Genomic DNA, 25,200 nt, shown 5'->3' with positions numbered 1-25,200 from the left:
GGCGCGGGTTCACCGCTCGAGTCTAGAAGCGAGCAGCTCGGCCAGGTGCATCGTGGGCGTCCCCGCGAGGTCGTCGAGCTGCACCCGGCACGACATGCCGTCGGCCAGCACGACGGCGTCCGGCTGGGCGCGCAGGGCGGGCAGCAGGTGGGTCTCGGCCACGGCGACCGAGACCTCGTAGTGGCCCTTCTCCATGCCGAAGTTGCCGGCCAGGCCGCAGCAGCCCGCGACCTTGGTCACGGTGGCGCCGGCCCGGGTGAGCAGCGCCTGGTCGGCGGCCCAGCCGATGATGGCGTGCTGGTGGCAGTGCGGCTGGGCGACGACCTCGACGCCGGTGAGGTCCGGCAGCGGCAGGTCGAGGCGGGTGACGAGCTCGGCGAAGCTCAGCACCCCCTCGGCGACCCGCACCGCGCGCTCGTCGCTGGTGAGCTCGACCGCGTCGCTGCGCAGGGTGGCCAGGCACGACGGCTCGAGGCCGACGACCGGCACGCCGCTGTCGACGTACGCGGCGAGGGTCTCGACCGTGCTGCCGACGATCCGGCGGGCGCGGTCGAGCTGGCCGGTGGTGACCCAGGTCAGGCCGCAGCAGGCGCGCTCCTTGATCACCCGCACGGTGAGGCCCTGCGCCTCGAGGAACCGGACGGCGGCGTGCCCGCTCTGGGGCAGGAAGTGGTCGGTGAACGAGTCGGCCCAGATCCAGACGTCGGGGGTGACGTCGTCGCGCAGCCGGGCGGTCGTCGCCGAGCGGCGCAGGGTGCGGGTGGCGAAGCGGGGCAGCGAGCGGCGCTGGTCGATGCCGGCGAGCGCGCGGGCGGCCGACGCCAGCGGCTTGACCCGCAGGGTGGCGTTGGCGAACGGCGCGACGGGCGCGGTCAGGCGGGCCCACTTCGGCAGCTGGCCGAGCAGGCGGTGGCTGAGCGGGCGCCGCTCGGTGGTGTCGGGACCGTCGTAGCGCTGGTGGAGCGCCTCGGCCTTGTACGTCGCCATGTCGACCCCGGTCGGGCAGTCGGACGCGCAGCCCTTGCAGGCCAGGCAGAGGTCGAGCGCCTCGGCGACGGCCGGGTCGCCCAGCCCCTGCACGAGCGAGCCGTCGAGCGCCTCCTGGAGCACCCGGGCCCGGCCGCGGGTCGAGTCCTTCTCCTCGTGGGTCGCCAGGTAGGACGGGCACATCACGCCGCCGGTGCGGGGCGCCACGCACTTGCCGACGCCGGTGCAGCGGTGGACGGCGTTGCCGAAGGTGCCGCCGTCGTGCACGAGCTCGAGGGCCGCGCGCACCGGTCGGCGCGGCCGCACCGGCCGCAGCGCGGCGTCGAGTGGGTCGGGGTCGACGATGTTGCCGGGGTTGAGCAGCCCGTCGGGGTCGCACACCGCCTTGGCCGCGGCGAAGAGCCGGATCGACTCCTCGTCGTACATCAGCGGGAGCAGCTCGGAGCGGGCCCGGCCGTCGCCGTGCTCGCCCGACAGCGAGCCGCCGTACTTCTGCAGCCCCATCGCGCCGGCGGTGAGGAAGTCGCGGAAGACCTGCGGCCCGCGGTCGTCGCCGGGGGCGAACGGGAAGTCGATGCGCACGTGCACGCAGCCGTCACCGAAGTGTCCGTAGGGCACCCCGTCGAGGTCGTGGGCCTTGAGCAGCTCGTCGAAGTCGCGCAGCCAGGCACCGAGGTGCTCGGGCGGCACGGCGGCGTCCTCCCAGCCCGAGAACGCCGGCCGGGTGAGGCTGCGCGCGGCGAGCCCGGCGCCGTCCTCGCGGATCCGCCAGAGCGCAGCCGCCTCGGCGGGGGCGGCGACGACGCGGTGGCCGAGGGCGCCTGCGGCGGCGGTGAGGGTGGTGGCGAGCGAGGCGGCGTCGGCGCCGGCCACCTCGACGAAGAGCCAGCCGGCGCCCGGCGGCAGCTCGGGCACGGCGCCGCCCTTGGCGCGGACCAGGTCGACGATGCGCGCGTCCAGCCCCTCGCACGCGATCAGCCGACCGGGGGCCGCGGCGAGCAGCGCCGGCACGGCGTCGGCCGCCTCGGGCATCGAGGGGTAGCCGAGCACCAGCAGCAGTCGGTCGTCCTCGTCGACGACCAGCCGGACGGTCGCGTCGAGCACCAGCCCGAGGGTGCCCTCGGAGCCGACCAGGAACCGGTCGACGCGGCGGCCGTGCTCGGGCAGCAGGTGCTCGAGGGAGTAGCCGCTGACCTGGCGGGTGAACCGGCCGAAGTGGGTGCGCACGTGGCCGAGGTGGTCGTCGACGAGGCCGGTGAGGGCGGTCGCGGCTGCGCCGCCTGCGGCACCCGGCCCGAGCTCGGCGACCTCGCCGGTGCCGAAGACGACGCGCATCGACTCGACGTTGTCGACCGTGCGGCCGTAGCCCAGTGCTCGCGACCCGCAGGCGTTGTTGCCGATCATCCCGCCAATCGTGCAGCGCGGGTGGGTCGAGGGGTCCGGCCCGAACCGCAGCCCGTGGGGCGCGGCGGCGCGCTGGAGGTCGGCGTGCACGACGCCGGGCTGCACCCGGGCGGTGCGCGCGTCGGGGTCGACCTCGAGCACGTCGCGCAGGTGGCGCACGGTGTCGACGACGATGCCCGGCCCGACGGCGTTGCCGGCGATGGAGGTACCGGCGCCCCGCATGGTGACGGGCACGCCGGTGGCGCGGGCGGCGTCGAGGACCGCGAGGATCTCGTCGGTGGCCCGGGGACGCACCACGACCTGCGGCACCACCCGGTAGAGGGAGGCATCGGAGCTGTAGAGCGCCCGGGCGAGGGCCGAGTCGTCGACGTCCGCCAAGCCCCGGCGCCGCAGCTCCGCGACGACCTCGGGAGCGGTCGCGGCAGCCGGTGACGTCACGTCACCAGTGTTCCATCGACCCCCGGAACACCGACGCGAGGTCCTCGTCCGTGGGACTCCTCGGCGCGGTCGCCAGCAGGCGCTGCTGCTGCACCGCGCCCGCGACCAGGGCGTCGACGTCGGCGTCACCGAAGCCGACCGCGGCCAGGCCGTTGGGGATGCCGACGTCCTGCATGAGCGCGGTGAGCACCCCGGGCAGCAGGTCGGGCCCGTCGCCGGTCGCGTCGGGGTCGAGCAGCCGGGCGGCGCGCACGTGGCGGGCGGGGTCGGCCTCGAAGGTGAACCGGAACGCCTCCGGGGCGGTCAGCGACACCGCCATGCCGTGGGGGACGATCGGCTCGCCGTCGGGGTAGCCCTCGGGCCGGAAGTCGCGCACCCGACCGGCGATCGGGTAGGCGTTGGCGTGGGGGATGTGCACCCCGGCGTTGCCGAAGCCGAGGCCGGCGAACGTCGCCGCGAGCGCCATCTCGTCGCGGGCCACCTCGTCGGAGCCGTCGCGGACCGCGCGCCGGAACGAGCCGGCGAGCAGTCCCATCGCCCGCTCCGACCAGAGGTCGGAGATCGGGTTGGCGCCGCAGTACGGCACCCGCTGCTCGGGCCGCTTGGCGTCGAAGTCGCCGTACCACTTGGCGGTGTAGCTCTCCAGTGCGTGGCAGAGGATGTCCATCCCGGCCGCGGCGGTGACCATCGGCGGCTGGGTGGCGGTCAGCGACGGGTCGACCACCGCCAGCCGGGGCCGGAGCGCGGGGTGGGAGATGCCGGTCTTGACGTGCAGGGAGAGCACGTCGAGCACGCAGATGGTGGTGCTCTCGCTGCCGGTGCCGGTGGTGGTGGGGATCGCGACCAGCGGCAGCAGCGGTTCGACCGGGTCGAGCGCCCGGCCGACGGGTGCGTTGACGTAGTCCATGAGCTCGCCGGGGTTGGTGAGCAGGAGGTCGACGGCCTTGGCGGTGTCGATGCTCGACCCGCCCCCGATCGCGACGACCGCGTCGAACGGCCCCGCCGCCCGCGCGAACTCGATCGCCTCGGCCATCGAGGCGTCGGTGGGCTCGACCCGCACGCCGTCGTACGTCGTCACCTCGAGGCCGCGGGCCGTGAGCTGGTCGGCGACCCGCTGCGGGCTGCCGGTCGCCGCGACCCCTGGGTCGGTCACCACCAGCACCCGCCTCACCCCCCAGCCCTGCAGGTCGTGGCCCACCTCGTCGGCGGCCCCCCGGCCGAACTTGAGGGCGGGCGCGGCGTAGGTGAAGACGGTCTCGCTCACCCCGCCGACCCTAGTGCGGGGGTGCTGGGGTCGTCAGTGGGCGCGGCGCACAGGGCGGGGGGTGGTTTCCCCGGTGAACCGGGGAAACCCTGACTTCTCGGCCGGAGTTCTGGCCGACCAGTCGTAGTTCTGGCCGAGAAGTACGCCGCGCGCGGCGGTCTCAGCGCATGCGTCGGGCCAGGGCGACGGTGACCAGCTCGCGCACCGGGTAGCGCTCGGAGCCCACCTCGGCCAGCGGCACCCAGGCCACCGCGTCGGTCGTGCCGTCGATCTCGGCGACCCGGGGCTCGCTGCCGGGCGGGACGGCCGCGGCGAAGACGAGCTGGACGGCGTGGAAGTCCTCGTGGCGACCCGACGGCGCGGTGCCCTCGAAGTGGGCGTCGGCGACGTCGAGCACCTCGCCGACCTCGGCGACCAGCCCGGTCTCCTCCGCCACCTCGCGGGCCGCGGCAGCGCGCGGCGACTCGCCGTGCTCGATGCCGCCTCCGGGCAGGCTCCAGGTGCCGGGGTGGGGGCCCCGCACCGAATGGCGCACCAGCAGCACCCGGTCGCCGTCGACCACCAGCGCGTGGGCGGAGACCCGCTGCAGCCGGGCCGGACGGTGCACCGCCAGCGCCTCGCCCACGAGCGCCACCGTCGGCACGGTCCCGTCGAGGACGTCGGCGAGCGGCTTCCACGCCGCCTCCATGGTCGACCCGTCGACCTCCTGCACCTCCGGCGCCGGCGCGTCCGGCGCGACCCACCCGTCGTACACGATCCGCACCGACCACGCGTCGACCCTCCGCCCACCCCGCCAGGCCGACGGCTGGTGGCTCGAGAAGACCCGCACCTCGTCGCCCACCTCGACGTCGAGCCCGGTCTCCTCGTGCACCTCGCGCACCACCGCGTCACGGGGATCCTCGCCGTGCTCGATGCCGCCGCCCGGCAGCGTCCACAGCTCGTCAGGGGTCAGCCGCTCGGCCAGCCGGCTCAGCAGGATGCGGTCGCCGCGGACGATGACGGCGTACGCCGCCACCCGCTGCGTCCGGCGGCCCCCACGGCCGCTCCTCCCGCTTCCCTGAGCCACTCCCCGACCCTATGCGTCTGCTCCTCCATCGCCGACCCGGCGCTTGTTGTCTCCGCGGTGGTTGCGGAGGGCTTTCGTCTCACCGGGGTCACGAGTGAAGGACTTCGTCCTTCCTCAAGCAGCGGTCGGTCCCTCACGTGCGTCTGTGGAACCGGACCGTGCCGGTGGGCAGGTAGGTCGTCCGGTACGTCGGGTCGTGGGCGCGTTGGTGGTGTGAGGGGCAGAGGAGGACGCCGTCGCGGAGGTCGGTCCTGCCGCCGTCGGTCCAGCGGGTCTTGTGGTGGGCCTCGCAGGTCGACGCTGGCCGGTCGCAACCCTCGCTGCGGCAGGTCTTCTGCTGCAGGCCGAGCGCGATGCGCTGCGGGGTGGTGAACAGTCGTCGGGTGCGGCCGAGGTCGAGGACCTGGGACCGCGCATCGAGGACGGCGGGGATGAGTCCGGCTTCGCAGGCAAGCCTGCGGGCGGCGCCGGGGCTGATCCGGGTGCCGGTGTCGAGCTCGCAGGCGGCGAGCCGGCCTTCCAGCACCGCCAGCGGGATGGTCACGACGACGGTGGCGTTCACGCCCCCGCGCTGCGGCAGGGCGTCTGCGGGGTAGCGGAGGATGTAGTCGCAGAACGCCTGCCCCAGCGACTGCGAGGTCACCTTCTCGTGGGTCAGCGCCGCGTGGGCGAACAGCGCCTTCTTCAAAGCTTCGGCGTGCATCGTCGGGATCACGAACCGGCCGTGGGTTCGGCCCTCGCCGTCGTCGAGCATGGTGAGCTTGCAGGCCTTCTCGGCCTCGCGCTCCTCCCTGGCCAGCGCGGCTGCTTCGGCCGCTTCGCCGACCTCGGGGCAGACGATGTCAAGGATCCGGTTGCCGAGGACGATCAGGTCCTTGGCGTCGTGCTGCTGGGCCAGCTCGACGAGCTTGACCTGTGCCTGCTCGCGGATCTGCGGGTCGGTGTCGTCGGGGAGCTTGTCGATCGCGCGGGCGATGACCTCGGCCTGCTCCAGCAGCAGCTCACCGCGTCCAAGCGCTTGCGCGACGGTAGGCATGGTGTCGAGCTGTTCTGCCAGCCGCATCGTCCTGGCGGTCTCGCGGCGGGTCGCGCGGGTGGCGACCGCGAGCCACGCCGCGGTGCTGGTGGCGCCGGAGGCGGCTTCGACCTTCTGGGTCTGGGCGTGCCTGGCGACCCTCAGCTTCAGCGCCGCCACCTGGGACTCGAGCTTGGCGATCTCGGTGAGGGTCTCGGCGGCCTCAGGTGCCTGCATGCTCCACAGCGGCAGCTCCCCGACCGCGCCCAGCGTGGCGCGCACCTCCGCGACGGCACGCGAGATGCGGTGCCGTCCGTGGGGTGTGACCTTCGCTGTCATGCCTCTACCCAAGCACCGACCACCGACAGTCCCCGGCCTGGTTTCCGCGTTGCCCACAACGGGATTCGGGGTTGTGACCCGATCGTTACCTTGCTCGCCGGTGGTCGAGGAAGTCGCGCTAGCGACTGTCTCGAAACCCCCGCCGGCCGACCGCCCTCCGTCCCCCACGGATGCGGACTCGGGTATCGCCGACCCGTCGTCAATTGACGACGGCTCGGCGAAACCTGGGTTGCCCGCGGGTGGTTGCGGGAGGACGTTCGGCTCACCGGGTTTCGAGACAGGCGTTGCACGCCTTCCTCAACCAGCGGTGGGTACGAGCGAGCGCCCGCGCAGGCTGGCGGCGCGAGCTTGCGAGTGCCGGCAGTGCGCCGTACCAGCAGGCCGACCGAGGCTCGCAGTCAAGGACGCCGAAGGCGCCGCAGGGAATCCTTGACAGCGAGCGTCGGCCTGCTAGCCGCGCGGGCGCCCCGAGTCACCACGGGAGTGACCCGAGTCCCGAGCCAGGGAGGGCGTTTGGCTCGCCGGGTTTCGAGGCTCGTCGCTAGCGCTCCTCACACCTCAACCAGCGCCGGGCGCTGCTGCCGGTGGTTGAGGAAGTCGCGCTAGCGACTGTCTCGAAACCCCCGCAGGCCGAACACCCTGCCGCCCCCACGGATGCGGACTCGGGTATCGCCGAGCCGTCGTCAACTACCGCCGGCTCGGCGAAACCTGGGTTGCCCGCCGGAGGGTTGCCGGAGGGCTGCCGGCTCACCGGGCTTCGAGACAGGACTTCGTCCTTCCTCAACCAGCGGTCCACGAAGCCCGCGCAGTGCTGGCGGCGCGAGCTTGCGAGTGCCGGCAGTGCGCCGTCGTACCTGGTCGACCGAGGCTCGCGGTCAAGGACGCCGAAGGCGCCGCAGGGAATCCTTGACGGCGAGCGTCGGCCTGCTAGGCGCGCGGGCGCCCCGAGTCACCACGGGAGTGAGCCGAATCCCGAGCAAGGAAGGGCGTTCGGCTCACCGGGTTTCGAGGCTCGTCGCTAGCGCTCCTCGCACCTCAACCAGCGCCCGGTGGTTGAGGAAGTCGCGCTAGCGACTGTCTCGAAACCCCCGCACCGAATGCCCTCCCGCAACCGCCAGATGCGCATCGGGGTTGCGCCGACCCGGCGTTAATTAACGACGGCTCGGCGAAACCTGGGTTGCCCGCCGGGTGGTTGCGGGAGGGCGTTCGTCTCACCGGGTTTCGAGACGGGACTTCGTCCCTCCTCAACCAGCGGTGGGTACGAGCGCCCGCGCACTGCTGGCGGCGCCAGCTTGCAAGTGCCGGCAGTGCGCCGTACAGCAGGCAGACCGAGGCTCGCGGTCAAGGACGCCGAAGGCGCCGCAGGGAATTCTTGACGGCGAGCGTCGGCCTGCTAGCCGCGCGGGCGCCCCGAGTCACCACGGGAGTGGCCCAACGCCCGAGCGAGGGGAGGGCGTTCGCACTCACCGGGTTTCGAGGCTCGTCGCTAGCGCTCCTCGCACCTCAACCAGCGCCAACCGCGCCGACGAGCGAGGCGCGCGGGCGTCCCCGAGTCACCACCGGAGTGACCCGGTTCCCGAGCGAGGGAGGGCGTTCGGCTCACCGGGTCTCGAGGCTCGTCGCTGACGCTCCTCGGACCTCAACCAGGGGCAGCGAGACCCCTCAGGAGAACGGCGGCCGGGCGTCGCGGGCGAGCGAGCGGCGGCCGGCCCAGCGCCAGACCCGGGCGGCGCGGTCACGGTCGTCGTCGGTGACCAGGTTGCCCATCCAGCGCAGCGCGAGGGTCATCAGCCAGTCCGAGCGCATGCCGGCGGGGCCGAGGGCGGGGAGGAGGCGGGGGACGGTGACCAGGCCGGCGAGGCGGCGGGCGATCGAGAAGGCCTCGCCGTAGTGGTCGCGGAGCAGGGCGGGCCAGGCGGTGGCGAGGTCGTCGCCGTCGGCGATCATCTCGGCGACCAGCCGGCCGGTCTCGAGGCCGTAGTCGATGCCCTCGCCGTTGAGGGGGTTCACGCAGCCGGCGGCGTCGCCGATCAGCGCCCAGTTGGGTCCGGCGACGTTGCTCACGGCGCCGCCCATCGGCAGCAGCGCCGAGGTCGGCATCCGCAGGTCGCCGGTGAGGGCGAACTCCTCGCGGCGGGCCTCGGCGTAGAAGTGCATCAACGGCTTGATCGCGATGTTGGCCGGGCGCTTGGCGGTGGCGAGGGTGCCGACGCCGAGGTTGACCTCGCCGGAGTCCTTGCCCAGCGGGAAGATCCAGCCGTAGCCGGACAGGATGGCGCCGTCCTCGCCCCGCAGCTCGAGGTGGGAGCTGATCCACGGGTCGTCGGCCATCGCGGAGGAGACGTAGGAGCGCCCGGCCACGCCGTAGACGGTGTCGCGGTGCCACTCTCGGCCGAGCACCTTGCCGAGCGGCGAGCGGACGCCGTCGGCGACGACCAGCCGGCGGCAGGCGATCTCGAAGGTGCCCTCGGCGCCCTTGAACACCACCGCGGCGACCCGGTCGCCCTCCCGACGTACGTCGACCGCCCGGGCGCCGTCGACCCCCGACGCGCCGCTCTTGACCGCGGTGGTGCGCAGGTGGTCGTCGAGCTCGGTGCGGGCGACCGCGGAGCCCCAGTCGGGCAGCGTGCCGCCGGGCCACGGGAGCAGCAGGGTCTGGCCGAAGCCGTGGGCGCGCAGGCCCCGGTTGACGGCCCGGGCGCGCAGCCAGTCCTCGAGCCCGAGCCGCGACAGCTCGCCGATCGCGCGCGGGGTGAGCCCGTCGCCGCAGGTCTTGTCGCGGGGGAAGACCGCGGCGTCAGCGAGCACCACGTCGGCCCCGCCGCGCGCGGCCCAGGCCGCGGCCGCGGAGCCGGCCGGGCCGGCGCCGACGACCAGCACGTCGGTGGAGGTGGGCACGCTCACCCCGCCATTGTCGCAAGGCCACCCGAGCGCGCCTACATCGCCGCCCGCGTCCCGGTCTCTCGGGCCATCCGACCCTGAACCCCGGGCCGGGTGAGGCACGATGATGGCTCGATGGCCGCGCAGCGGCCCACGGTCGGAACGGCGGACGGCATGGCAGGGGCAGGGGTGGTGGTCGGCGTGCGCGTCGTCCCCGGCGCCCCCGGCATCCACCGTCCGGTCGCGATCGGCCTCGGCGGCCTGATCTGCCTGCTCTCCCTGGTCTCGGTCGTGATCGCGGTGGCCAACCTCGGCGCCGACTCCCCCGACTTCGCCGTGCACCCCGAGTTCTTCGTCACCGACGTCGTGCTGGCGCTCCTCTACGGCCCGTTCGGGGCGCTGGTGATGATCCGCAGCGGGCACGTCATCGGCTGGGCGCTCCAGCTCGTCGCGCTCGGCTTCGCCCTCACCGGCTTCGGCATCCAGTACGCCGTGCTCGGCCTCGACCGCGACCTGCCCGGCTACGCCGCGGTCGTGCAGGTGATCGTCGCGGGCTGGGTCACCGGAGCCCTGGTCTGCCTGCTCGTGGTGCCCTGGCTGATCGGGCAGCGGGGGCCGAGCGGGCCGCGGCTGGTGGCGGCGGTCGTCGGTCTCCTCGTCGCGCTGTCGGCCGGTGTGGTGCGCTACCTCTCCCAGATCGAGGGCGGCCCGACCAACCCGGTCACCGGCGGCGGTGCGGTCTCCGACGCCGCGGCCGCCTACGACGCCGCGGTCATCCCCGTCTACTTCCTCCTCGGCCTGGTCGGCGTCGCCCACCTCGGGTGGCGGGCCCGCCGCGCCGAGCCCGGCGAGCGGCGGTCGCTGCTGTGGGTGCTGGTCGCGGTGGCGCTGACGTCGTTCGCCTACCTCGTCTTCGAGGTCGGCCTCTCCCTGGGGCAGCCGTTGCTCGGGCTGAGCGCCGCCGGCCTGTTCGCGGCGATGGTGATGCTGCCCGCGGCGATCTTCGTGCTGGTGGTGCGCCACGACTCCTGGAACCTCGACCTGGCCGTCAGCCGGGCCACCGTCGGCGCCCTGCTCACCACTGCGGTGCTGGGCGCGTACGTCGTGCTGGTGTGGGCCGGTGGCCGGGTGCTGCCCGTCGGTCGCGACTCCGCGGGCCTGCTGTCGGTGGCGCTGCTCGCGCTGGTGGTGATGCCGGTGCGGACCTGGCTGCAGCGCCGGGTGGAGCGGCTGGTCTTCGGGTCGACCACCGACGCCGGCGAGCTGCTCGACCGGCTCGGCACCGACATGAGCACCGGCAGCGACGACCTCACCATCCTCGAGGGCCTGGCCGACGGGCTGCGCCGGAGCCTGCGGCTGGACGCGGTCGTGGTGGAGTCGCGGGGACCCGGGCTGCGGGTCGCCAGCGGCCAGCCGCACGACCGGATGGTGTCGGTGCCGCTGCACAGCCGCGGTCGCGAGGTGGGGGTGCTCCGGCTCGGGGCGCCGTCGGGCGAGCGCCTCGACGGTCGCACCGTCCAGCTGGTGTGGCAGATCGCCGGCCTGGTCGCGGTGGCGCTCGACCTCGCCCTGGTCAACTCCGAGCTCGAGGGGGCCCGCACCCGCCTGGTCGACGTGCGTCAGGAGGAGCGCCGGCTGCTGCGGCGCGAGCTCCACGACGGGCTCGGTCCGAGCCTGGCCGGCATCTCGCTCGCGCTGGCCGCCATCGACAAGACCTCCACGCTCGAGCCCGACGACGCCGTGCTGCTCGGCCAGCTCCAGGAGGAGCTCTCGCACCGGGCCGAGGACGTGCGCCAGATGGCCCGGGTGCTGCTGCCGCCGGCGCTCGAGCACGGCCGGCTGGGCGAGGCGCTCGACGCACTCGCCCAGCGGTTCACCCAGTCCCGCTTCGCGGTCACGGTCTCGGCCGAGCGACCCGACGAGCTCGACAGCCGGCGCCAGGTGGCGCTCTACCACGTGGCTGCGGAGGCCGTCCTCAACGCCTACCGCCACTCCGGCGCGCGGCACTGCTCCGTGGTGCTCGACCGGCTCGGTGGCGCCGTCCGGCTCAGCGTGACCGACGACGGCGCCGGGGTGCCGAGCGGGGCGGTGACCGGCATCGGCCTGGCGTCGATGCGCGAGCGCGCCGCCGAGCTGGGCGGCACCTTCGAGATGGCCAGCGCCGGGAGTGACGGAACGGGAGCGAGGGTGACGGTGGTGCTGCCGTGAACAGGAGCCAGGCCGCGGTGCGGGTGGCGGTGGTCGACGACCACCCCGTCTTCCGGATCGGGATGGTGGCGCTGCTGCGCTCGATGGACGGCATCGACGTGGTCGGGCAGGCCAGCAACCTCGAGGAGGCGCTCGCCGTCGCGCGCGAGCACCGCCCCGACGTGGTGATCATGGACCTCGACCTCGGCAGCGACTCCGGCGTCGAGGCGACCCGCGAGATCCTGCGCACCGACCCCGACATCGGGATCCTGGTCGTGACCATGTTCGGCGACGACGACAGCCTGTTCGCCTCGATCCGGGCCGGGGCCCGCGGCTACCTGCTCAAGGGCGCCGCCCCCGACGACGTCGAGCGCGCGGTGCGCGCGGTGGCCAACGGCGAGATGCTGCTCGGCCCCCAGGTCGCCTCGCGCGCGGCGACGTACATCTCCGGCACCCGCACCCGCGGCGGCGTGGTCTTCCCGGAGCTCACCGACCGCGAGCGGGAGGTGGTCGACCTGGTGGCCCGCGGCTACGACAACGCGACGATCGCCCGCCGGCTGGTGCTCAGCTCCAAGACCGTGCGCAACTACGTCTACGGCGTGCTGGTCAAGCTCGACGTGCCCGACCGCGCCCAGCTGATCGTCCGCGCGCGCGAGGCCGGCCTCGGCGACTCCGGCGAGTCCTGACGCCGCCCGCCCGGGCAAGTCAGGACCTGTGCACCTGATCGTCGGGTCCCCGTGCACAGCAGATTCGTCGCGGCGCCGCACGGTGCGGTCGCCGTCACGGACGAAAGAGAAGAAGACCATGTCCACGACCGACGTCACCCCGTCCACGACCACGCCGCCCTCCACCCGGCGGTTCACCGCCTGGCCGCTGCTGGCCAGCCTGGTCGGCCTGCTCGGCCTGGTCGCGCTGTTCTGCGAGGCGCGCCCGGACGACAACGGCTCCGGCTTCAAGTACCCCGTGACGGCCGAGGACGCCATCTCGGTCGACAACGACCTCTTCCGGATCGCGGGCGTGCTCGGCTACGTCGTCGCGCTGCTCCTGCTGGTGCTGGCCGCCACCTGGCACCAGCGGGTCACCAAGCGGTTCCCGGACTCGACGGGCTCCACGCTGGTGACGTTCAGCGCGGTGGCCACCGCAGCGCTGGTGACCCTGGCCTTCGGCTGGCGCGGTGCGCTGGGCAACTACCTGCCGGGCGGCCCCGAGGAGAACACCTACGACACCGAGGGCCTCTACAACTACTACGTCATGAACGACTTCAGCCCCTACATCTCGTTCATCCCGCTCCTCGGCGCCTGCTACGGGCTGGCCTGGATGGCGCTCAAGGAGGGCCTGGTCTCCAAGCCCCTGGGCGTCGTCGCCGGCGTCTACGCCACGCTGCTGATCGGCGCCGTCGCGGTCACCGGCGTGCCGGGCCTGCCCGCGATCGTGCTCGTCGGGCTGATCATCGCCGGCATCTGGCTGGCCGTGGGCCGGTCGCGCATCACCCAGGTCGGCTGACCCACCGCGACGAGCGCGTCGACCGGCCGTACGCGGGGCCGGCCGGGCGGCGCGCTCGTCGCCGACCACCGCGCAACCCTTGACAACGACGGTCGCGCCGCGGTGTTACGTGGCGGTAACGGTGGTCTGCACAAGCATTGAGACCTTTACTTAGGCGCTGCTTGGATCACCCTGACGCGGACTCTCGGACCAGGTCGATCCGCGCCATGGGGGTCATTCGAAAGGCAACAGCGCATGCGCATCGGTGCGTCGGTCGACCGTGCACGTCCCACTCCCGGAGGTCCGCACCGGACCCCACCACCACGACGGGCGGCCCGCCTGCTGACGCACGTCGTCAGCGTGCTGGCGCTGTGCCTCGGCGTGCTCGCGGCCGCCGGCGGCAGCCCCGCCAGCGCGGCCCAGGCGCCCGGCCACGACGTGGTGCCGTGGAGCACCGGCTGGTCGTGGACCTACGCCACCAGCTTCCGCTACCAGGCCGACGGCACCGACGTGACGATCAACGAGACCGTCAGCTACACCGTCGCCGGCACCGAGACCTTCCAGGGCCAGGACGCCTACCGGCTGAACCTCAGTGGCACCATCACCAGCGGCAGCGGCAGCGTGGCGGTCGACGGCGTCGGCACCGCCAGTCTCTCCAACTTCGCCGGCACGGTGAGCGGCACCCGCTTCGTGCGCCGCTCCGACCTCGCTCTGCTGCAGGAGACCCAGCAGCAGAACCTCACCGCGCGGGCCTCGATCTCCCTGCTCTCGGCCAACATCTCCGCCAGCATCGCGCTGTCGCTGACGCCCGAGGGCGCTTGGAAGACCTACGACTTCCCGCTCAACCCCGGCGACTCGTGGAACAACGACGTCGACGTCACCTACGACGGCGGCTTCAGCTACGACGCCGGCAGCATCGGCGGCACCGGCAACGACACCTTCGCCGGCACGCTGCCGGTCGAGGGGCCCTCGACCGTGACCGCCGAGAACGTCGCCGTGCCGATCGGAAACGTCGCCGCCGACAAGGTCACCACGGTCAGCGCCGACGGCCAGACCCGCAACACCGAGTGGTGGTCGCCCAACCACCGCAACGTCGCCCGCCAGGTGCTCGAGCTGCCCCTCGACGGCGCTCGCCTCACCCTGACCCGCAACCTCAGCACCGCCTCGGCGCCCGCCCCAGCGCTCACGGTCTCGCAGACGGTGACCCCGTCGCTGTCCTGCGCGGGCGGCGGCGTCACGGTCGCCGGCACGCTCAGCAGCGGCCTGCCCGGCGTACCGGTGCAAGTACGCCTCGACCAGTCGCAGCTCAACCCCGGCCAGGGCGTCTCGGCAGGCACCACCACCGGCGCGGGCGGCGCCTACAGCGTCACGCTCCCGGCCCCCGCCCAGGCCGACGGACTGGGGCGCAACGGCGCCCGCGCGAGCTGGGGAGTCCTGGTCTCCGCCGGCGCCGCGCGCAACGTCGCGACGCTCGTCGTCACCCCGCGCAACTGCTCCACGCTCGCCTACACCGGCGACTCCGCCGCCCCGCGCGGCGCCACCGCGACCGTGAGCGCCACCCTGGGCGACCTCACCGGTGCCGGCACCGCCGGCCGGCTGGTCACCTTCACCCTCGCGGGCGGGGCCACCGTCCAGGGCACCACCGACGCCGCCGGGGTCGCCACCGCGAGCCTCCCGGTCAACGGGCCGGTGCGCGAGACCACCGTGACGGCGTCGTACGCCGGCAGCGGCTCCCTCGACCCCGCCTCCGCGGTCGTGCCGTTCACCGTGGGCAAGATCGGCACCACCGCCACGGTCGCGGCCAGCCCCGACCCGGTCACGATCGGCGAGCCGGTCACGTTCGGCGCGACGGTCACCCCCGACTCCGCCGGCGGCACCTTCGACGGCAGCGTGCAGTTCGTCGTCGACGGCGCCGACCTGGGCGGTCCGGTCGCCCTCTCCACGGGTGGCCAGGCCACCAGCGCCCCGCTGTCCACCCTCGGCCTCGGCGACCACACGGTCCGCGCGGTCTACCTCGGCAACGCCGACCACGCCACCTCGACCTCCCCGGCCGTCACCTTCCGGGTGCGCAACCCGCTGCTGGCGACCACCACGACGTCGACCGCCTCGCCGGCCACGGCGGTGTTCGGCCAGGACGTCACCCTCGGCGCCACCGTCGTCGCGGCAGCAGGCGGCGTCCCCACCGGCACGGTGACCTTCTCCGCCGGCGGCACCACGCTCGGCACTGCCGCCGTCGAGCCCGACGGCACCGCCGCCCTCGTGGTCGACGACCTCGCGGTCGGCAGCCAGGGCGTGGTCGCGACGTACTCCGGCGACGACGTCCACGCCGCGAGCGCCGCCCCGCCCCGCACGGTCTCGGTGACCCGGGCCGCGGTCGCGGTCGCGGTCACTGTCGCCGACGACACCACGGTCTCCGGCGAGGCGGTCAACCTCAGCGCCTCGGTCACCCCCATCGCCCCCGGCGGCGGAACCCCCACCGGCAGCCTGCAGCTGCTGGTCGACGGCACGCCCACCGGCGACCCGGTGGAGCTCGACGGCGGCGCCGCGATGTTCGCGCCGCTCACCTCGCTCACGGCGGGCCAGCACACGCTGACCGCCGTCTACGCCGGCAGCGCGTCCCACCAGGGCGGCCAGGACTCGGTCACCCAGGACGTCACCACCGCCGCCACGACCACGGTCGTCACCGCCACCCCGTCACCCTCGCAGGAGGACCAGGAGGTCGCCTTCACCGCGACCGTCTCGGCCGTGGCCCCCGGCTCGGGCGCCCCCACCGGCACCGTCACCTTCACCGCCGACGGGGAGCCGATCGGCGCCGCGCCGCTGCAGGCCGGCCCGGGTGGCGCCCAGGCCACGCTGGCACTCTCCGACCTCGCGCCGGGCAGCCACCAGGTCCGGGCGTCCTACGCCGGCGACTCCGGCTACGTCGCCAGCCACTCCGAGGCGCTCAGCCACACCGTGATCGCCGGGGCGGCGATCGTGGCCACCACCACCGAGGTCACCTCCTCGGTCAACCCGTCGACCTACGGCGAGCTGGTGCGCTACACCGCCGTCGTGACCGCGGCCGACGGCAGCGCCCCCAGCGGCACGGTGCAGTTCTCGGTCGACGGCGCCGACGTCGGCGAGCCGGTGGCGGTCGACTCCGAGGGCCGCGCGCGGAGCGTCACCCTCGGCTCGCCCGACCCGGGCGACCACACCGTGATCGCGGCGTTCGCGCCGGGCGTCGGCTACGCCGGCAGCGGCGCGATCCTGACCCAGACCGTCGCGGCCGCCGAGGTCGACCTCGGGCTGGCCTCGTCGGACGCCCAGAGCGAGCACGGCGAGCCGGTGGCGCTCACCGCCACCGTCGCGTCGCAGCGCCCCGGCACCGGCACGCCGTCCGGCTTCGTGCAGTTCCGCGTCGACGGCGCCCCGCTCGGCGACGCCGTCGCGCTGGTCGACGGCACCGCCACCAGCCCGGCGCTGCCCGACCTGGCACCGGGCGACCACGAGGTCACCGCCCTCTACTCCGGCGACGTCCGGTTCGCGCCCGCCCAGCGGTCGCTCACCCAGTCGGTGGCCCGGATCGCCACCACCACGGCACTCGCCGGCTCGGCCTCCGCCACGACCTTCGGCGACGACCTCACCCTCACCGCCACGGTCACCGCGGCCTCGGCCGGCCTCGGCGCCCCCACCGGCACGGTGCGGTTCGTCGACGGCACCACCACGATCGCGACCGTCCCGGTAGTGCCCGGTGCCGACGGCACGGCCACCGCGACCCTCACCACCGACGCGCTCGGGGCCGGTGCGCACCAGCTCACGGCGGTCTACGAGGGTGGCCCGGCGTTCGCGCCCAGCACCTCACCGGCGCGGTCGGTGACCGTGGCCAGGCAGCCGACCGTCGTCAGCGCCGACGGCGCCGTGGTCAAGGTGGTGCCGCTCGGGCTGCCGCTCGGCCAGCTGCGGGCGACCCTCACCGGCGGCGGCGAGCCCGTCGCCGGCGCGACCGTGGTCTTCACCATCGGCACCGCGACGGTCTGCACCGCCACCACCAACGGCGCCGGCGTCGCCACCTGCAACGCCTCGGCCCAGCTCCTCCAGCTGGTGCTCGCGGGCGGCTACCGCGCGTCGTACGCCGGGAGTGCCGACCGCCTGCCCAGCACCGGCCACGGACCGATCCTCAAGTGACCCGACGGACAGAAGGAAGGAACACCATGCGCACGATCCTGACGGCCACCGCGGCCGCCGCCTCCCTCGCCCTCGGGTCGATCCTCGCCGCGGCCGGCCCGGCCGCCGCCGACATCACCGCCCCGGCGGCCGGTGCGACCCTGCGAGGCACCGTGACCCTGAGCTCCTCGGGCGTCTCCGACGGCAGCCTCTGCGTCAGCGGCAGCAGCCCCCGGGTGCAGTTCCAGCTGATCAACTCCGCCAACCAGGTGGTCTTCGAGAGCAACCAGGACGGCACCGGGGCCAAGAGCGTCAGCCTGGTGACGCAGAACTACGACAACGGCGCCTACACGGTGCGCACCAACGAGCGCCGCCGCTCGGGCACGTTCATCTGCTCGAGCAGCACGTCGACGTTCAACCGCGCGGTGACGATCCAGAACGTCACCGAGCTGGCCTACGGCGGCGCGACCAGTGCGCCGCAGAACACCACGGCGACGGTCTCGGCGACCCTCACCGACCCGAACCTGGGCAGCTCGGTGCTGCCCGGGCGCTCGGTGTCGTTCACGCTCTCGGGCGGCGCCACCGTGAGCGCCACGACCAACGCCCAGGGCGTCGCCACGGCCAGCCTGCCGGTGGCGGGTCCGCCACGGTCGGCCACGGTGACGGCGAGCTACGCCGGCACCGCCCGCTACACGGCGAGCTCGGCGAGCGCGCCGTTCACGGTCACCAAGAACGCCTCGTCGACCACCCTGGCGCCCACCAGCCCGGTGGTGCACGGCCAGGCGGTGACCTTCCACGCGACGGTCGCGGCCGGCAACGGCACGGGGGTCCCGACCGGTGAGGTGCAGTTCGAGGTCGGCGGAGCGCCGTTCGGAGCGCCCGTGGTCCTCGACTCCAGCGGTGCCGCGACCTCGGCCGCGGGCCTGCTGCCCACCGGCTCACACCAGGTCGTGGCCCGCTACCTGGGCGACCCGGGCTTCACCGCCAGTGCGTCGTCGGCCCGCACCCAGGTGGTCGAGAAGGCCGCCACCACGACCGTGCTCACCTCGACCGGCTCCCCCACGGTCAGCGGCCAGGCGGTCACCTTCACCGCCACCGTCGACGTCGTGGCACCCGGGGTCGGTCAGCCGGTCGGGGGCGTCCAGTTCACCGTCGACGGCCAGGTGCACGGCACCGCGGTCACCCTGGTCGACGGCGTCGCCACGGCCACGATCGCGAACCTCGCACCCGGCAACCACGTCGTGACGGCGACCTACAACGGCAACGCCGACTTCGCGACCAGCCAGTCCAACCCGGTCAGCCACGGCGTCAACCGTGCGGACACCTCGGTCACGCTGGGCACCTCCAACGCCGACGCGGTCGCCTTCGAGCCGCTGACCTTCACCGCGCAGGTCGCCCCCGTGGGACCGGGCGCCGGCAGCCCCACCGGCACCGTGCAGTTCTCGGTCGACGGCATCGCGCTCGGCGACCCGGTGCCGGTCTCGGGCGGCGCGGCCACCTCGCCGGTCGCCCGGCTCGCGGCCGGTGCGCACACCGTGACCGCCGACTACAGCGGCGACGCCGCCTTCGCGGGTGCCGGCGCCACGCTCGGCCAGGCCGTCGAGGCCGCCCAGACCGCGACCACCGTGTCGTCGTCCCCGAACCCGTCGGTGGTCGGCCAGTCCGTGACGCTGCGCGCCGAGGTCGACCCGGTGGCCCCGGCGTCGGGCTCGCCGTCCGGCGTGGTGCGGTTCGTCGTCGACGGCACCACGCTCGGCTTCGTCGACGTGGTCGACGGCGCGGCCGAGCTCGAGACCGCGGCCCTGACCCGCGGCAGCCACACGGTGCGCGCGACGTTCCTCAGCGCCGACCCGAGCTTCTTCACCAGCACCTCCCCCGAGGCCACCCACGTCGTCAACCGGGCCGCGACCACCACGTCGCTCGAGAGCTCGGCACCGGTCTCGGTGACGGGCCAGGAGGTCACGTTCACCGCGACGGTGGCGGTCAGCGCGCCCGGCGCCGGCGCGCCCTCGGGCACCGTCACCTTCACCGACGGCCCCACCGTGCTCGGCGAGGTCGCGGTCGGCTCCGGCACCGGCGGCCAGGCCATGCTGACCACGTCGGCGCTGGGCGTCGGGCAGCACGCCGTGGTGGCGACCTACAGCGGCGACGGCGACTTCTCACCCAGCACCGACTCGGTCACCCAGCGGGTGCAGCGAGCCCAGACGTCCACGCTGGTGACCTCCTCGGCCAACCCGGCCCGCACCGGCCAGGCCGTCACCTTCAGCGCCCAGGTCACCCCGGTGGCGCCCGGCGCGGGTGAGCCCACCGGCAGCGTCCGGTTCACGGTCAACGGCGCCGACCTCGGCGCACCGGCTCAGCTCGTCGACGGCGTCGCGACCAGCACGGCCTTCGCGGCCCTCTCGCCGGGCACCTACCGGGTCGAGGCCCGCTACCTCGGCGACGGCGGGTTCCTAGCCAGCAGCGGCCTGCTCGACCAGGGCGCCGGCCAGGCGGTCGCCCAGGGCGCGACCACCACCACGCTGACGACCGACCTGCCGGTCGCCGGCCCGGGCCAGCCGGTGACCTTCACCGCCACCGTCGCGGCCGTGGCGCCCGCCACCGGTCGCCCCACCGGGGTGGTGCGGTTCTGGGAGGGCCAGGTCCTGCTGGGGGCCAGCAGCCTCCAGCCGGCCGGGCCCGGCGAGTCGGTGGCGAGCTTCGTCTCGGCCTCCCTGGCGCCCGGTGACCACGCCGTCCGGGCGGAGTACGTCGGCAACTTCAACTTCACCGGCTCGGTCGCCACGGTGGGCCAGGTCGTCGCCGCGACCCCGACCATCACCGGCGTCGAGGGCTCGCCCGACCCCGCGACGTACGGCGAAACCGTGACCTTGCGGGCCGTGGTCACGACCACCGCCCCGGCACCGGGCGTGCCCACCGGCACGGTGACGTTCGTCGACGGCGACACGGTGCTCGGCTCGGCGCCCGTCGCGGAGGTCGACGGCCGACGGGTCGCCACGCTAGAGGTGGCGGGACTCGGCGGCGGCGACCACCCGGTGGTGGCGACGTACTCCGGTGACGCGACCCACCTGGCCAGCACGTCGGCGCCGTACGTCCAGCGGGTCGAGCGGGCCGCCACCCGGCTCAAGGGCGACGAGCTCTGGGAGGAGCTCGGCGACGACGGCCGCCACGTGGGCGCGCTGCTCACCGACGCCGACGGCACCCCCCTCGCCGGGCGGACCGTGTCGTTCACGGTGGTGCAGCCGATCTTCCGCAACGTGGTGCCGGTCTGCGAGGGCGTCACCGGGGCGGACGGCCGCACCGAGTGCTTCGCGGCCCGGTCGACGCCGGCGATGATCACCTCCGACGGCTACGACCTGGTCTTCCTCGGGGACGCCGACTACGCCCCGAGCGAGGACCACGCGGAGTACTTCCGCAGCCGCAAGGACCCCGACGAGTTCTGACCCGTCCGCGTCGAGTCGTCGTTATTCGGCACGAGTAACGACGACTCGGCGGGGTCAGGCCCCCTGCTCCCCGGGCGGGGGGAACTTGGCGTCGGCGTCGTCGTAGCCCTCGGAGTCGGTGAACATCCCGCGCTCGGCGTCGAAGGTGCGGCCGGTGTTGTCGACCTCGACGTTGTCGGGGCGGTTGTCGGGATCGAGGCGCTCGGCCCGGTCGCGCTCGACCGCCTCGGCCTCCTCCCGGGTCGGCTTGACGGCGAACTGCTCGGAGACGGCGCCCGCGGCACCGGCTCGGTCGATCTCCCGCTCCCCGGGCTCCTCGCGCTCCTCGTCCTCGGGTGCGGGCGGGTCGTGCTCGGTGCCCGCCCGCTCGTGGTCGTCGTGGTGCGACTCGAAGCCCATGACCGTCCCTTCGTCGTTGCCTCCCCCACCCGTACCCGCGCGTGCCGTGACGAGTCCCACACACGGCACGAGGCCCGCACCCCCGTCGGGGGTGCGGGCCTCGTTCAGCTGCCCGGGGTCGGGCTCAGTTCTGGTACGACCCGAAGTCGAAGTCGTCCAGGGCCACGGCCTGACCACTGCCGGCGTTGCCGAACTCGTAGTCGTAGGAGTCGTAGCCGGTGACGGAGTACGCCGCGGCGCGGGCCTCCTCGGTGGGCTCCACCCGGATGTTGCGGTAGCGCTCCAGGCCGGTGCCCGCCGGGATCAGCTTGCCGATGATCACGTTCTCCTTCAGGCCGCGCAGCGAGTCGGAGCGGGCGTGGATCGCCGCGTCGGTGAGGACGCGGGTGGTCTCCTGGAAGGAGGCCGCCGAGAGCCACGACTCGGTCGCCAGCGAGGCCTTGGTGATGCCCATCAGCTCGGGCCGACCGGCGGCCGGCTTGCCGCCCTCGGAGAGCACCCGCCGGTTCTCCGCCTCGAAGACCGGGCGGTCGACGAGGTCGGACGGCAGCAGGTTGGTCTCACCGGACTCGAGCACCGTGACCCGGCGCAGCATCTGCCGCACGATGATCTCGATGTGCTTGTCGTGGATCGCCACGCCCTGCGAGCGGTAGACCGCCTGCACCTCGTCGACGAGGTGCTCCTGCGCGGTCCGGACGCCCTGGATGCGCAGGACCTCCTTCGGGTCGGGGGTGCCGACCGTGAGCCGGTGACCCACCTCGATGTGGTCGCCGTCGGCGACGTTGAGGCGCGAGCGGCGGCTGACGGGGTACTCCTGCACCTCGGAGCCATCGTCGGGCGTGACCAGGACCTTGCGGGCCTTGTCGGTCTCCTCGATCTCGATCCGGCCGGCGGCCTCCGAGATCGGGGTGACGCCCTTGGGCGTGCGGGCCTCGAAGAGCTCGACCACGCGGGGCAGACCCTGCGTGATGTCGTCGGCCGAGGCCACACCACCGGTGTGGAAGGTGCGCATGGTCAGCTGGGTGCCGGGCTCACCGATCGACTGGGCGGCGATGATGCCGACCGCCTCACCGATGTCGACGAGCTTGCCGGTGGCCAGCGAGCGGCCGTAGCACTTCGCGCAGGTGCCGGTGCGGGCGTCGCAGGTCAGCACCGAGCGGACCTTGACCTCCTCGATGCCGGCCGCGATGAGCTCGCCGATCTTGACGTCGCCGAGGTCGTCACCCGCACCGGCCAGCACCTCGCCGGACTCGGGGTGGGTGATCTCGACGGCCGCCGTGCGGGCGTACGCCGCGGTCTCGACGTTCTCGGCCTTGACGACCGTGCCCTCGCCGTTGCGCTCGCCGATCCGCTTGGTCAGGCCGCGCTCGGTGCCGCAGTCGTCCTCACGGATGATGACGTCCTGCGACACGTCGACCAGACGACGGGTCAGGTAGCCCGAGTCGGCCGTCCGCAGCGCGGTGTCGGCCAGACCCTTGCGGGCACCGTGGGTGGCGATGAAGTACTCCAGCACCGTGAGGCCCTCACGGAAGTTGGACTTGATCGGGCGCGGGATGATCTCGCCCTTCGGGTTGGCCACGAGGCCTCGCATCGCAGCGACCTGGCGGATCTGGTTGAAGTTACCCGAGGCACCGGAGTTGACCATCATGTAGATGGGGTTGCTCCGGTTGTTCTGCTCGAGGTTCTCCTCCATCGCCCGGCCGACGACGTTCGACGCCTCGGTCCAGATCTCGATGAGCTCCTGGCGCCGCTCGTCGTCGGTCACCAGACCGCGCTCGAACTGGCCCTGGATCTTCGCGGCCTTGGCCTCGAACTCCGCGAGGATGCCGATCTTGTCCTGCGGGGTGACGACGTCGTCGATCGACACCGTGACGCCCGAGCGGGTCGCCCAGTGGAAGCCGGCGTCCTTGAGGGCGTCCAGCGACGCGGCGACCTCGACCTTGGTGTAGCGCTCGGCCAGGTCGTTGACGATCGCGCCGAGCGCCTTCTTGCCCACCTCGTAGTTCACGAAGGGGTAGTCGGCGGGCAGGGTGTCGTTGAACAGCGAGCGACCCAGGGTGGTCTCCAGGGTCAGGGTCTGGCCCTGCTCCCAGTCCTCGGGAGCGTCGAAGTCCAGCGGCGGCACCGTGTCGGCGTGCCGGATGCGGACCTTGCTCTGCAGCGTGATCTCCCGGCGGTCGAAGGCCATGATCGCCTCGGCCTGGGAGGCGAAGTAGCGCCCCTCGCCGGGCTCGCCCTCGCGGTCGGTCGTCAGCCAGAACAGGCCGATGATCATGTCCTGCGAGGGCATGGTCACCGGACGGCCGTCCGACGGCTTGAGGATGTTGTTGGTCGAGAGCATCAGGATCCGCGCCTCGGCCTGGGCCTCGGCCGACAGCGGCAGGTGCACCGCCATCTGGTCACCGTCGAAGTCGGCGTTGAACGCGCCGCACACGAGCGGGTGGATCTGGATGGCCTTGCCCTCGATCAGCTGCGGCTCGAAGGCCTGGATGCCGAGGCGGTGGAGGGTCGGTGCGCGGTTGAGCAGCACCGGGTGCTCCATGATGACCTCCTCGAGCACGTCCCAGACCATCGCGTAGCGGCTCAGGCCGGACGTCGCGCGCTCGACCATCCGCTTGGCGGACTTGATGTTCTGCGCGTGCGACAGGTCGACGAGGCGCTTCATCACGAACGGCTTGAACAGCTCGAGCGCCATCTGCTTGGGCAGACCACACTGGTGCAGCTTGAGCTGCGGGCCCGAGACGATGACCGAGCGGCCCGAGTAGTCGACGCGCTTGCCGAGCAGGTTCTGGCGGAACCGGCCCTGCTTGCCCTTGAGCATGTCGGACAGCGACTTCAGCGGCCGGTTGCCCGGCCCGGTGACGGGACGACCGCGGCGGCCGTTGTCGAACAGCGAGTCGACGGCCTCCTGGAGCATCCGCTTCTCGTTGTTCACGATGATCTCGGGCGCGCCGAGGTCGAGCAGCCGCTTGAGGCGGTTGTTGCGGTTGATCACGCGGCGGTAGAGGTCGTTGAGGTCGGACGTCGCGAACCGGCCACCGTCGAGCTGGACCATGGGGCGCAGGTCCGGCGGGATGACCGGCACGGCGTCGAGGACCATGCCCTGCGGCTTGTTGTCGGTCTTGCGGAACGCGTCGACCACCTTGAGGCGCTTGAGGGCGCGGACCTTCTTCTGGCCCTTGCCGGTCGCGATGGTCTCGCGCAGCGACTCGACCTCGGCGGCGATGTCGAAGGACTCGAGGCGCTTCTGGATCGCCGTGGCGCCCATGTGGCCCTCGAAGTACTTGCCGAACCACTCCTTCATCTGCCGGTAGAGCAGCTCGTCGCCCATCAGGTCCTGGACCTTGAGGCTCTTGAAGGTGTTCCACACCTCGTCGAGGCGGGCGATCTCGCCCTCCACCTTGCGGCGGATGGCGGCCTGCTCGCGGGCGGCGCCGTCGCGCACCTTGCGCTTGGCGTCGGCCTTGGCCCCCTCCGCCTCCAGGGCGGCGAGGTCCTCCTCCTCCTTGCGCGAGCGCTCGGCGAGGGTCTCCTCGAGGCGCCGCTCGAGGCGGTCGCGCTCGAGCTGCACCTTGTTCTCGAGCGAGGTCAGGTCGCGGTGACGGGCGTCCTCGTCGACGGCGGTGATCATGTAGGCGGCGAAGTAGATGACCTTCTCGAGGTCCTTCGGCGCCAGGTCGAGCAGGTAGCCGAGCCGGCTGGGCACACCCTTGAAGTACCAGATGTGGGTCACCGGTGCGGCGAGCTCGATGTGGCCCATCCGCTCGCGGCGGACCTTGGAGCGGGTGACCTCGACGCCGCAGCGCTCGCAGATGATCCCCTTGAAGCGCACGCGCTTGTACTTGCCGCAGTAGCACTCCCAGTCCCGGGTGGGACCGAAGATCTTCTCGCAGAAGAGGCCGTCACGCTCGGGCTTGAGCGTGCGGTAGTTGATGGTCTCCGGCTTCTTGACCTCACCGTGGCTCCACGTGCGGATGTCGTCCGCGGTGGCCAGGCCGATCTGAAGCTGGTCGAAGAAGTTGACGTCGAGCACTTGGCTGCTTCCCTCGAAAGTGTTGGTGGAGAAGGTGGTGGGGGTCGGAGGCGGGCCCGCGCGGCAGCCCCCGGCCCCCCCCCCCCACCCCCGCGACCCAGCAGGGCGCGCCGCGGGCCA

Annotated in this window: 12 protein-coding genes; 5 read left to right on the top strand and 7 right to left on the bottom strand. The window is 73.4% G+C overall.

Translation table 11 applies throughout. The features are described from left to right. Positions 1 to 9: 9 nt before the first annotated feature. From JT721_RS11695 to JT721_RS11675, 5 genes are all read right to left on the bottom strand, one after another. Positions 10 to 2,829 carry an FAD-binding and (Fe-S)-binding domain-containing protein gene (locus JT721_RS11695; protein WP_205473321.1) on the bottom strand — a complete coding sequence of 940 codons (2,820 nt, stop codon included), beginning with the start codon at positions 2,827 to 2,829 and terminating at the stop codon, positions 10 to 12. A gap of 1 nt (position 2,830) precedes the next feature. Next, positions 2,831 to 4,093, bottom strand: coding sequence for a hydroxyacid-oxoacid transhydrogenase (locus JT721_RS11690; RefSeq protein WP_205473320.1), 1,263 nt, complete (start codon positions 4,091 to 4,093; stop codon positions 2,831 to 2,833). 160 nt (positions 4,094 to 4,253) lie between these two features. Then, positions 4,254 to 5,159, bottom strand: coding sequence for an NUDIX hydrolase (locus JT721_RS21750; RefSeq protein WP_205473319.1), 906 nt, complete (start codon positions 5,157 to 5,159; stop codon positions 4,254 to 4,256). A 133-nt stretch (positions 5,160 to 5,292) separates the two neighbouring features. Then, on the bottom strand, positions 5,293 to 6,513 hold the full coding sequence (locus JT721_RS11680; protein ID WP_205473318.1) for an HNH endonuclease signature motif containing protein: 1,221 nt from the start codon (positions 6,511 to 6,513) through the stop codon (positions 5,293 to 5,295). Between the two features lie 1,662 nt (positions 6,514 to 8,175). Further along, positions 8,176 to 9,417 carry a geranylgeranyl reductase family protein gene (locus tag JT721_RS11675; protein WP_205473317.1) on the bottom strand — a complete coding sequence of 414 codons (1,242 nt, stop codon included), beginning with the start codon at positions 9,415 to 9,417 and terminating at the stop codon, positions 8,176 to 8,178. A 150-nt stretch (positions 9,418 to 9,567) separates the two neighbouring features. Between JT721_RS11675 and JT721_RS11670 the strand changes: the two genes are divergently transcribed. The 5 genes from JT721_RS11670 to JT721_RS11650 all read left to right on the top strand — a co-directional run bounded on the left by JT721_RS11670 (position 9,568) and on the right by JT721_RS11650 (position 20,648). Then, positions 9,568 to 11,601 carry an ATP-binding protein gene (locus tag JT721_RS11670; RefSeq protein ID WP_205473316.1) on the top strand — a complete coding sequence of 678 codons (2,034 nt, stop codon included), beginning with the start codon at positions 9,568 to 9,570 and terminating at the stop codon, positions 11,599 to 11,601. Then, positions 11,598 to 12,266: a response regulator transcription factor gene (locus JT721_RS21745; RefSeq protein WP_307828008.1), complete on the top strand. Its 669-nt coding sequence runs from the start codon at positions 11,598 to 11,600 to the stop codon at positions 12,264 to 12,266. Before JT721_RS11670 ends, JT721_RS21745 begins: the two co-directional genes overlap by 4 nt. Before the next feature lie 118 nt (positions 12,267 to 12,384). Then, a complete protein-coding gene (locus tag JT721_RS11660) occupies positions 12,385 to 13,083 on the top strand; it encodes a hypothetical protein (RefSeq protein ID WP_205473315.1) in 699 nt (232 codons plus the stop codon). Positions 13,084 to 13,422: 339 nt separating this feature from the next. Continuing rightward, positions 13,423 to 17,226 carry an Ig-like domain-containing protein gene (locus JT721_RS11655; protein WP_205473314.1) on the top strand — a complete coding sequence of 1,268 codons (3,804 nt, stop codon included), beginning with the start codon at positions 13,423 to 13,425 and terminating at the stop codon, positions 17,224 to 17,226. Between the two features lie 26 nt (positions 17,227 to 17,252). After that, a complete protein-coding gene (locus tag JT721_RS11650; protein WP_205473313.1) occupies positions 17,253 to 20,648 on the top strand; it encodes an Ig-like domain-containing protein in 3,396 nt (1,131 codons plus the stop codon). A 54-nt stretch (positions 20,649 to 20,702) separates the two neighbouring features. Here the strand turns inward: JT721_RS11650 and JT721_RS11645 are convergent, their stop codons facing one another. Both JT721_RS11645 and JT721_RS11640 read right to left on the bottom strand, forming a co-directional pair. Beyond that, complete coding sequence (locus tag JT721_RS11645; protein ID WP_205473312.1) at positions 20,703 to 21,047, bottom strand: hypothetical protein; 345 nt, start codon at positions 21,045 to 21,047, stop codon at positions 20,703 to 20,705. A gap of 124 nt (positions 21,048 to 21,171) precedes the next feature. Beyond that, the gene (locus tag JT721_RS11640) at positions 21,172 to 25,080 is read right to left on the bottom strand and encodes a DNA-directed RNA polymerase subunit beta' (protein ID WP_205473311.1); all 3,909 of its coding nucleotides are present in this window, start codon (positions 25,078 to 25,080) and stop codon (positions 21,172 to 21,174) included. Positions 25,081 to 25,200 lie beyond the last annotated feature (120 nt).

This window comes from Nocardioides sp. SYSU D00038, assembly GCF_016924665.1.
In the GTDB taxonomy this organism is placed as follows: Bacteria; Actinomycetota; Actinomycetes; order Propionibacteriales; family Nocardioidaceae; genus Nocardioides.
Note: the sequence above shows the minus strand (reverse complement) of the source record. Positions and strands in the feature narration are given on the sequence as shown.

Excerpts from the sequence above, each read along its gene's own strand:
- JT721_RS11680 (WP_205473318.1), bottom strand. The coding sequence starts at position 6,513 with ATGACAGCGAAGGTCACACCCCACGGACGGCACCGCATCTCGCGTGCC.
- JT721_RS11670 (WP_205473316.1), top strand. The coding sequence starts at position 9,568 with ATGGCAGGGGCAGGGGTGGTGGTCGGCGTGCGCGTCGTCCCCGGCGCC.
- JT721_RS11660 (WP_205473315.1), top strand. The coding sequence starts at position 12,385 with ATGTCCACGACCGACGTCACCCCGTCCACGACCACGCCGCCCTCCACC.
- JT721_RS11650 (WP_205473313.1), top strand. The coding sequence starts at position 17,253 with ATGCGCACGATCCTGACGGCCACCGCGGCCGCCGCCTCCCTCGCCCTC.
- JT721_RS11645 (WP_205473312.1), bottom strand. The coding sequence starts at position 21,047 with ATGGGCTTCGAGTCGCACCACGACGACCACGAGCGGGCGGGCACCGAG.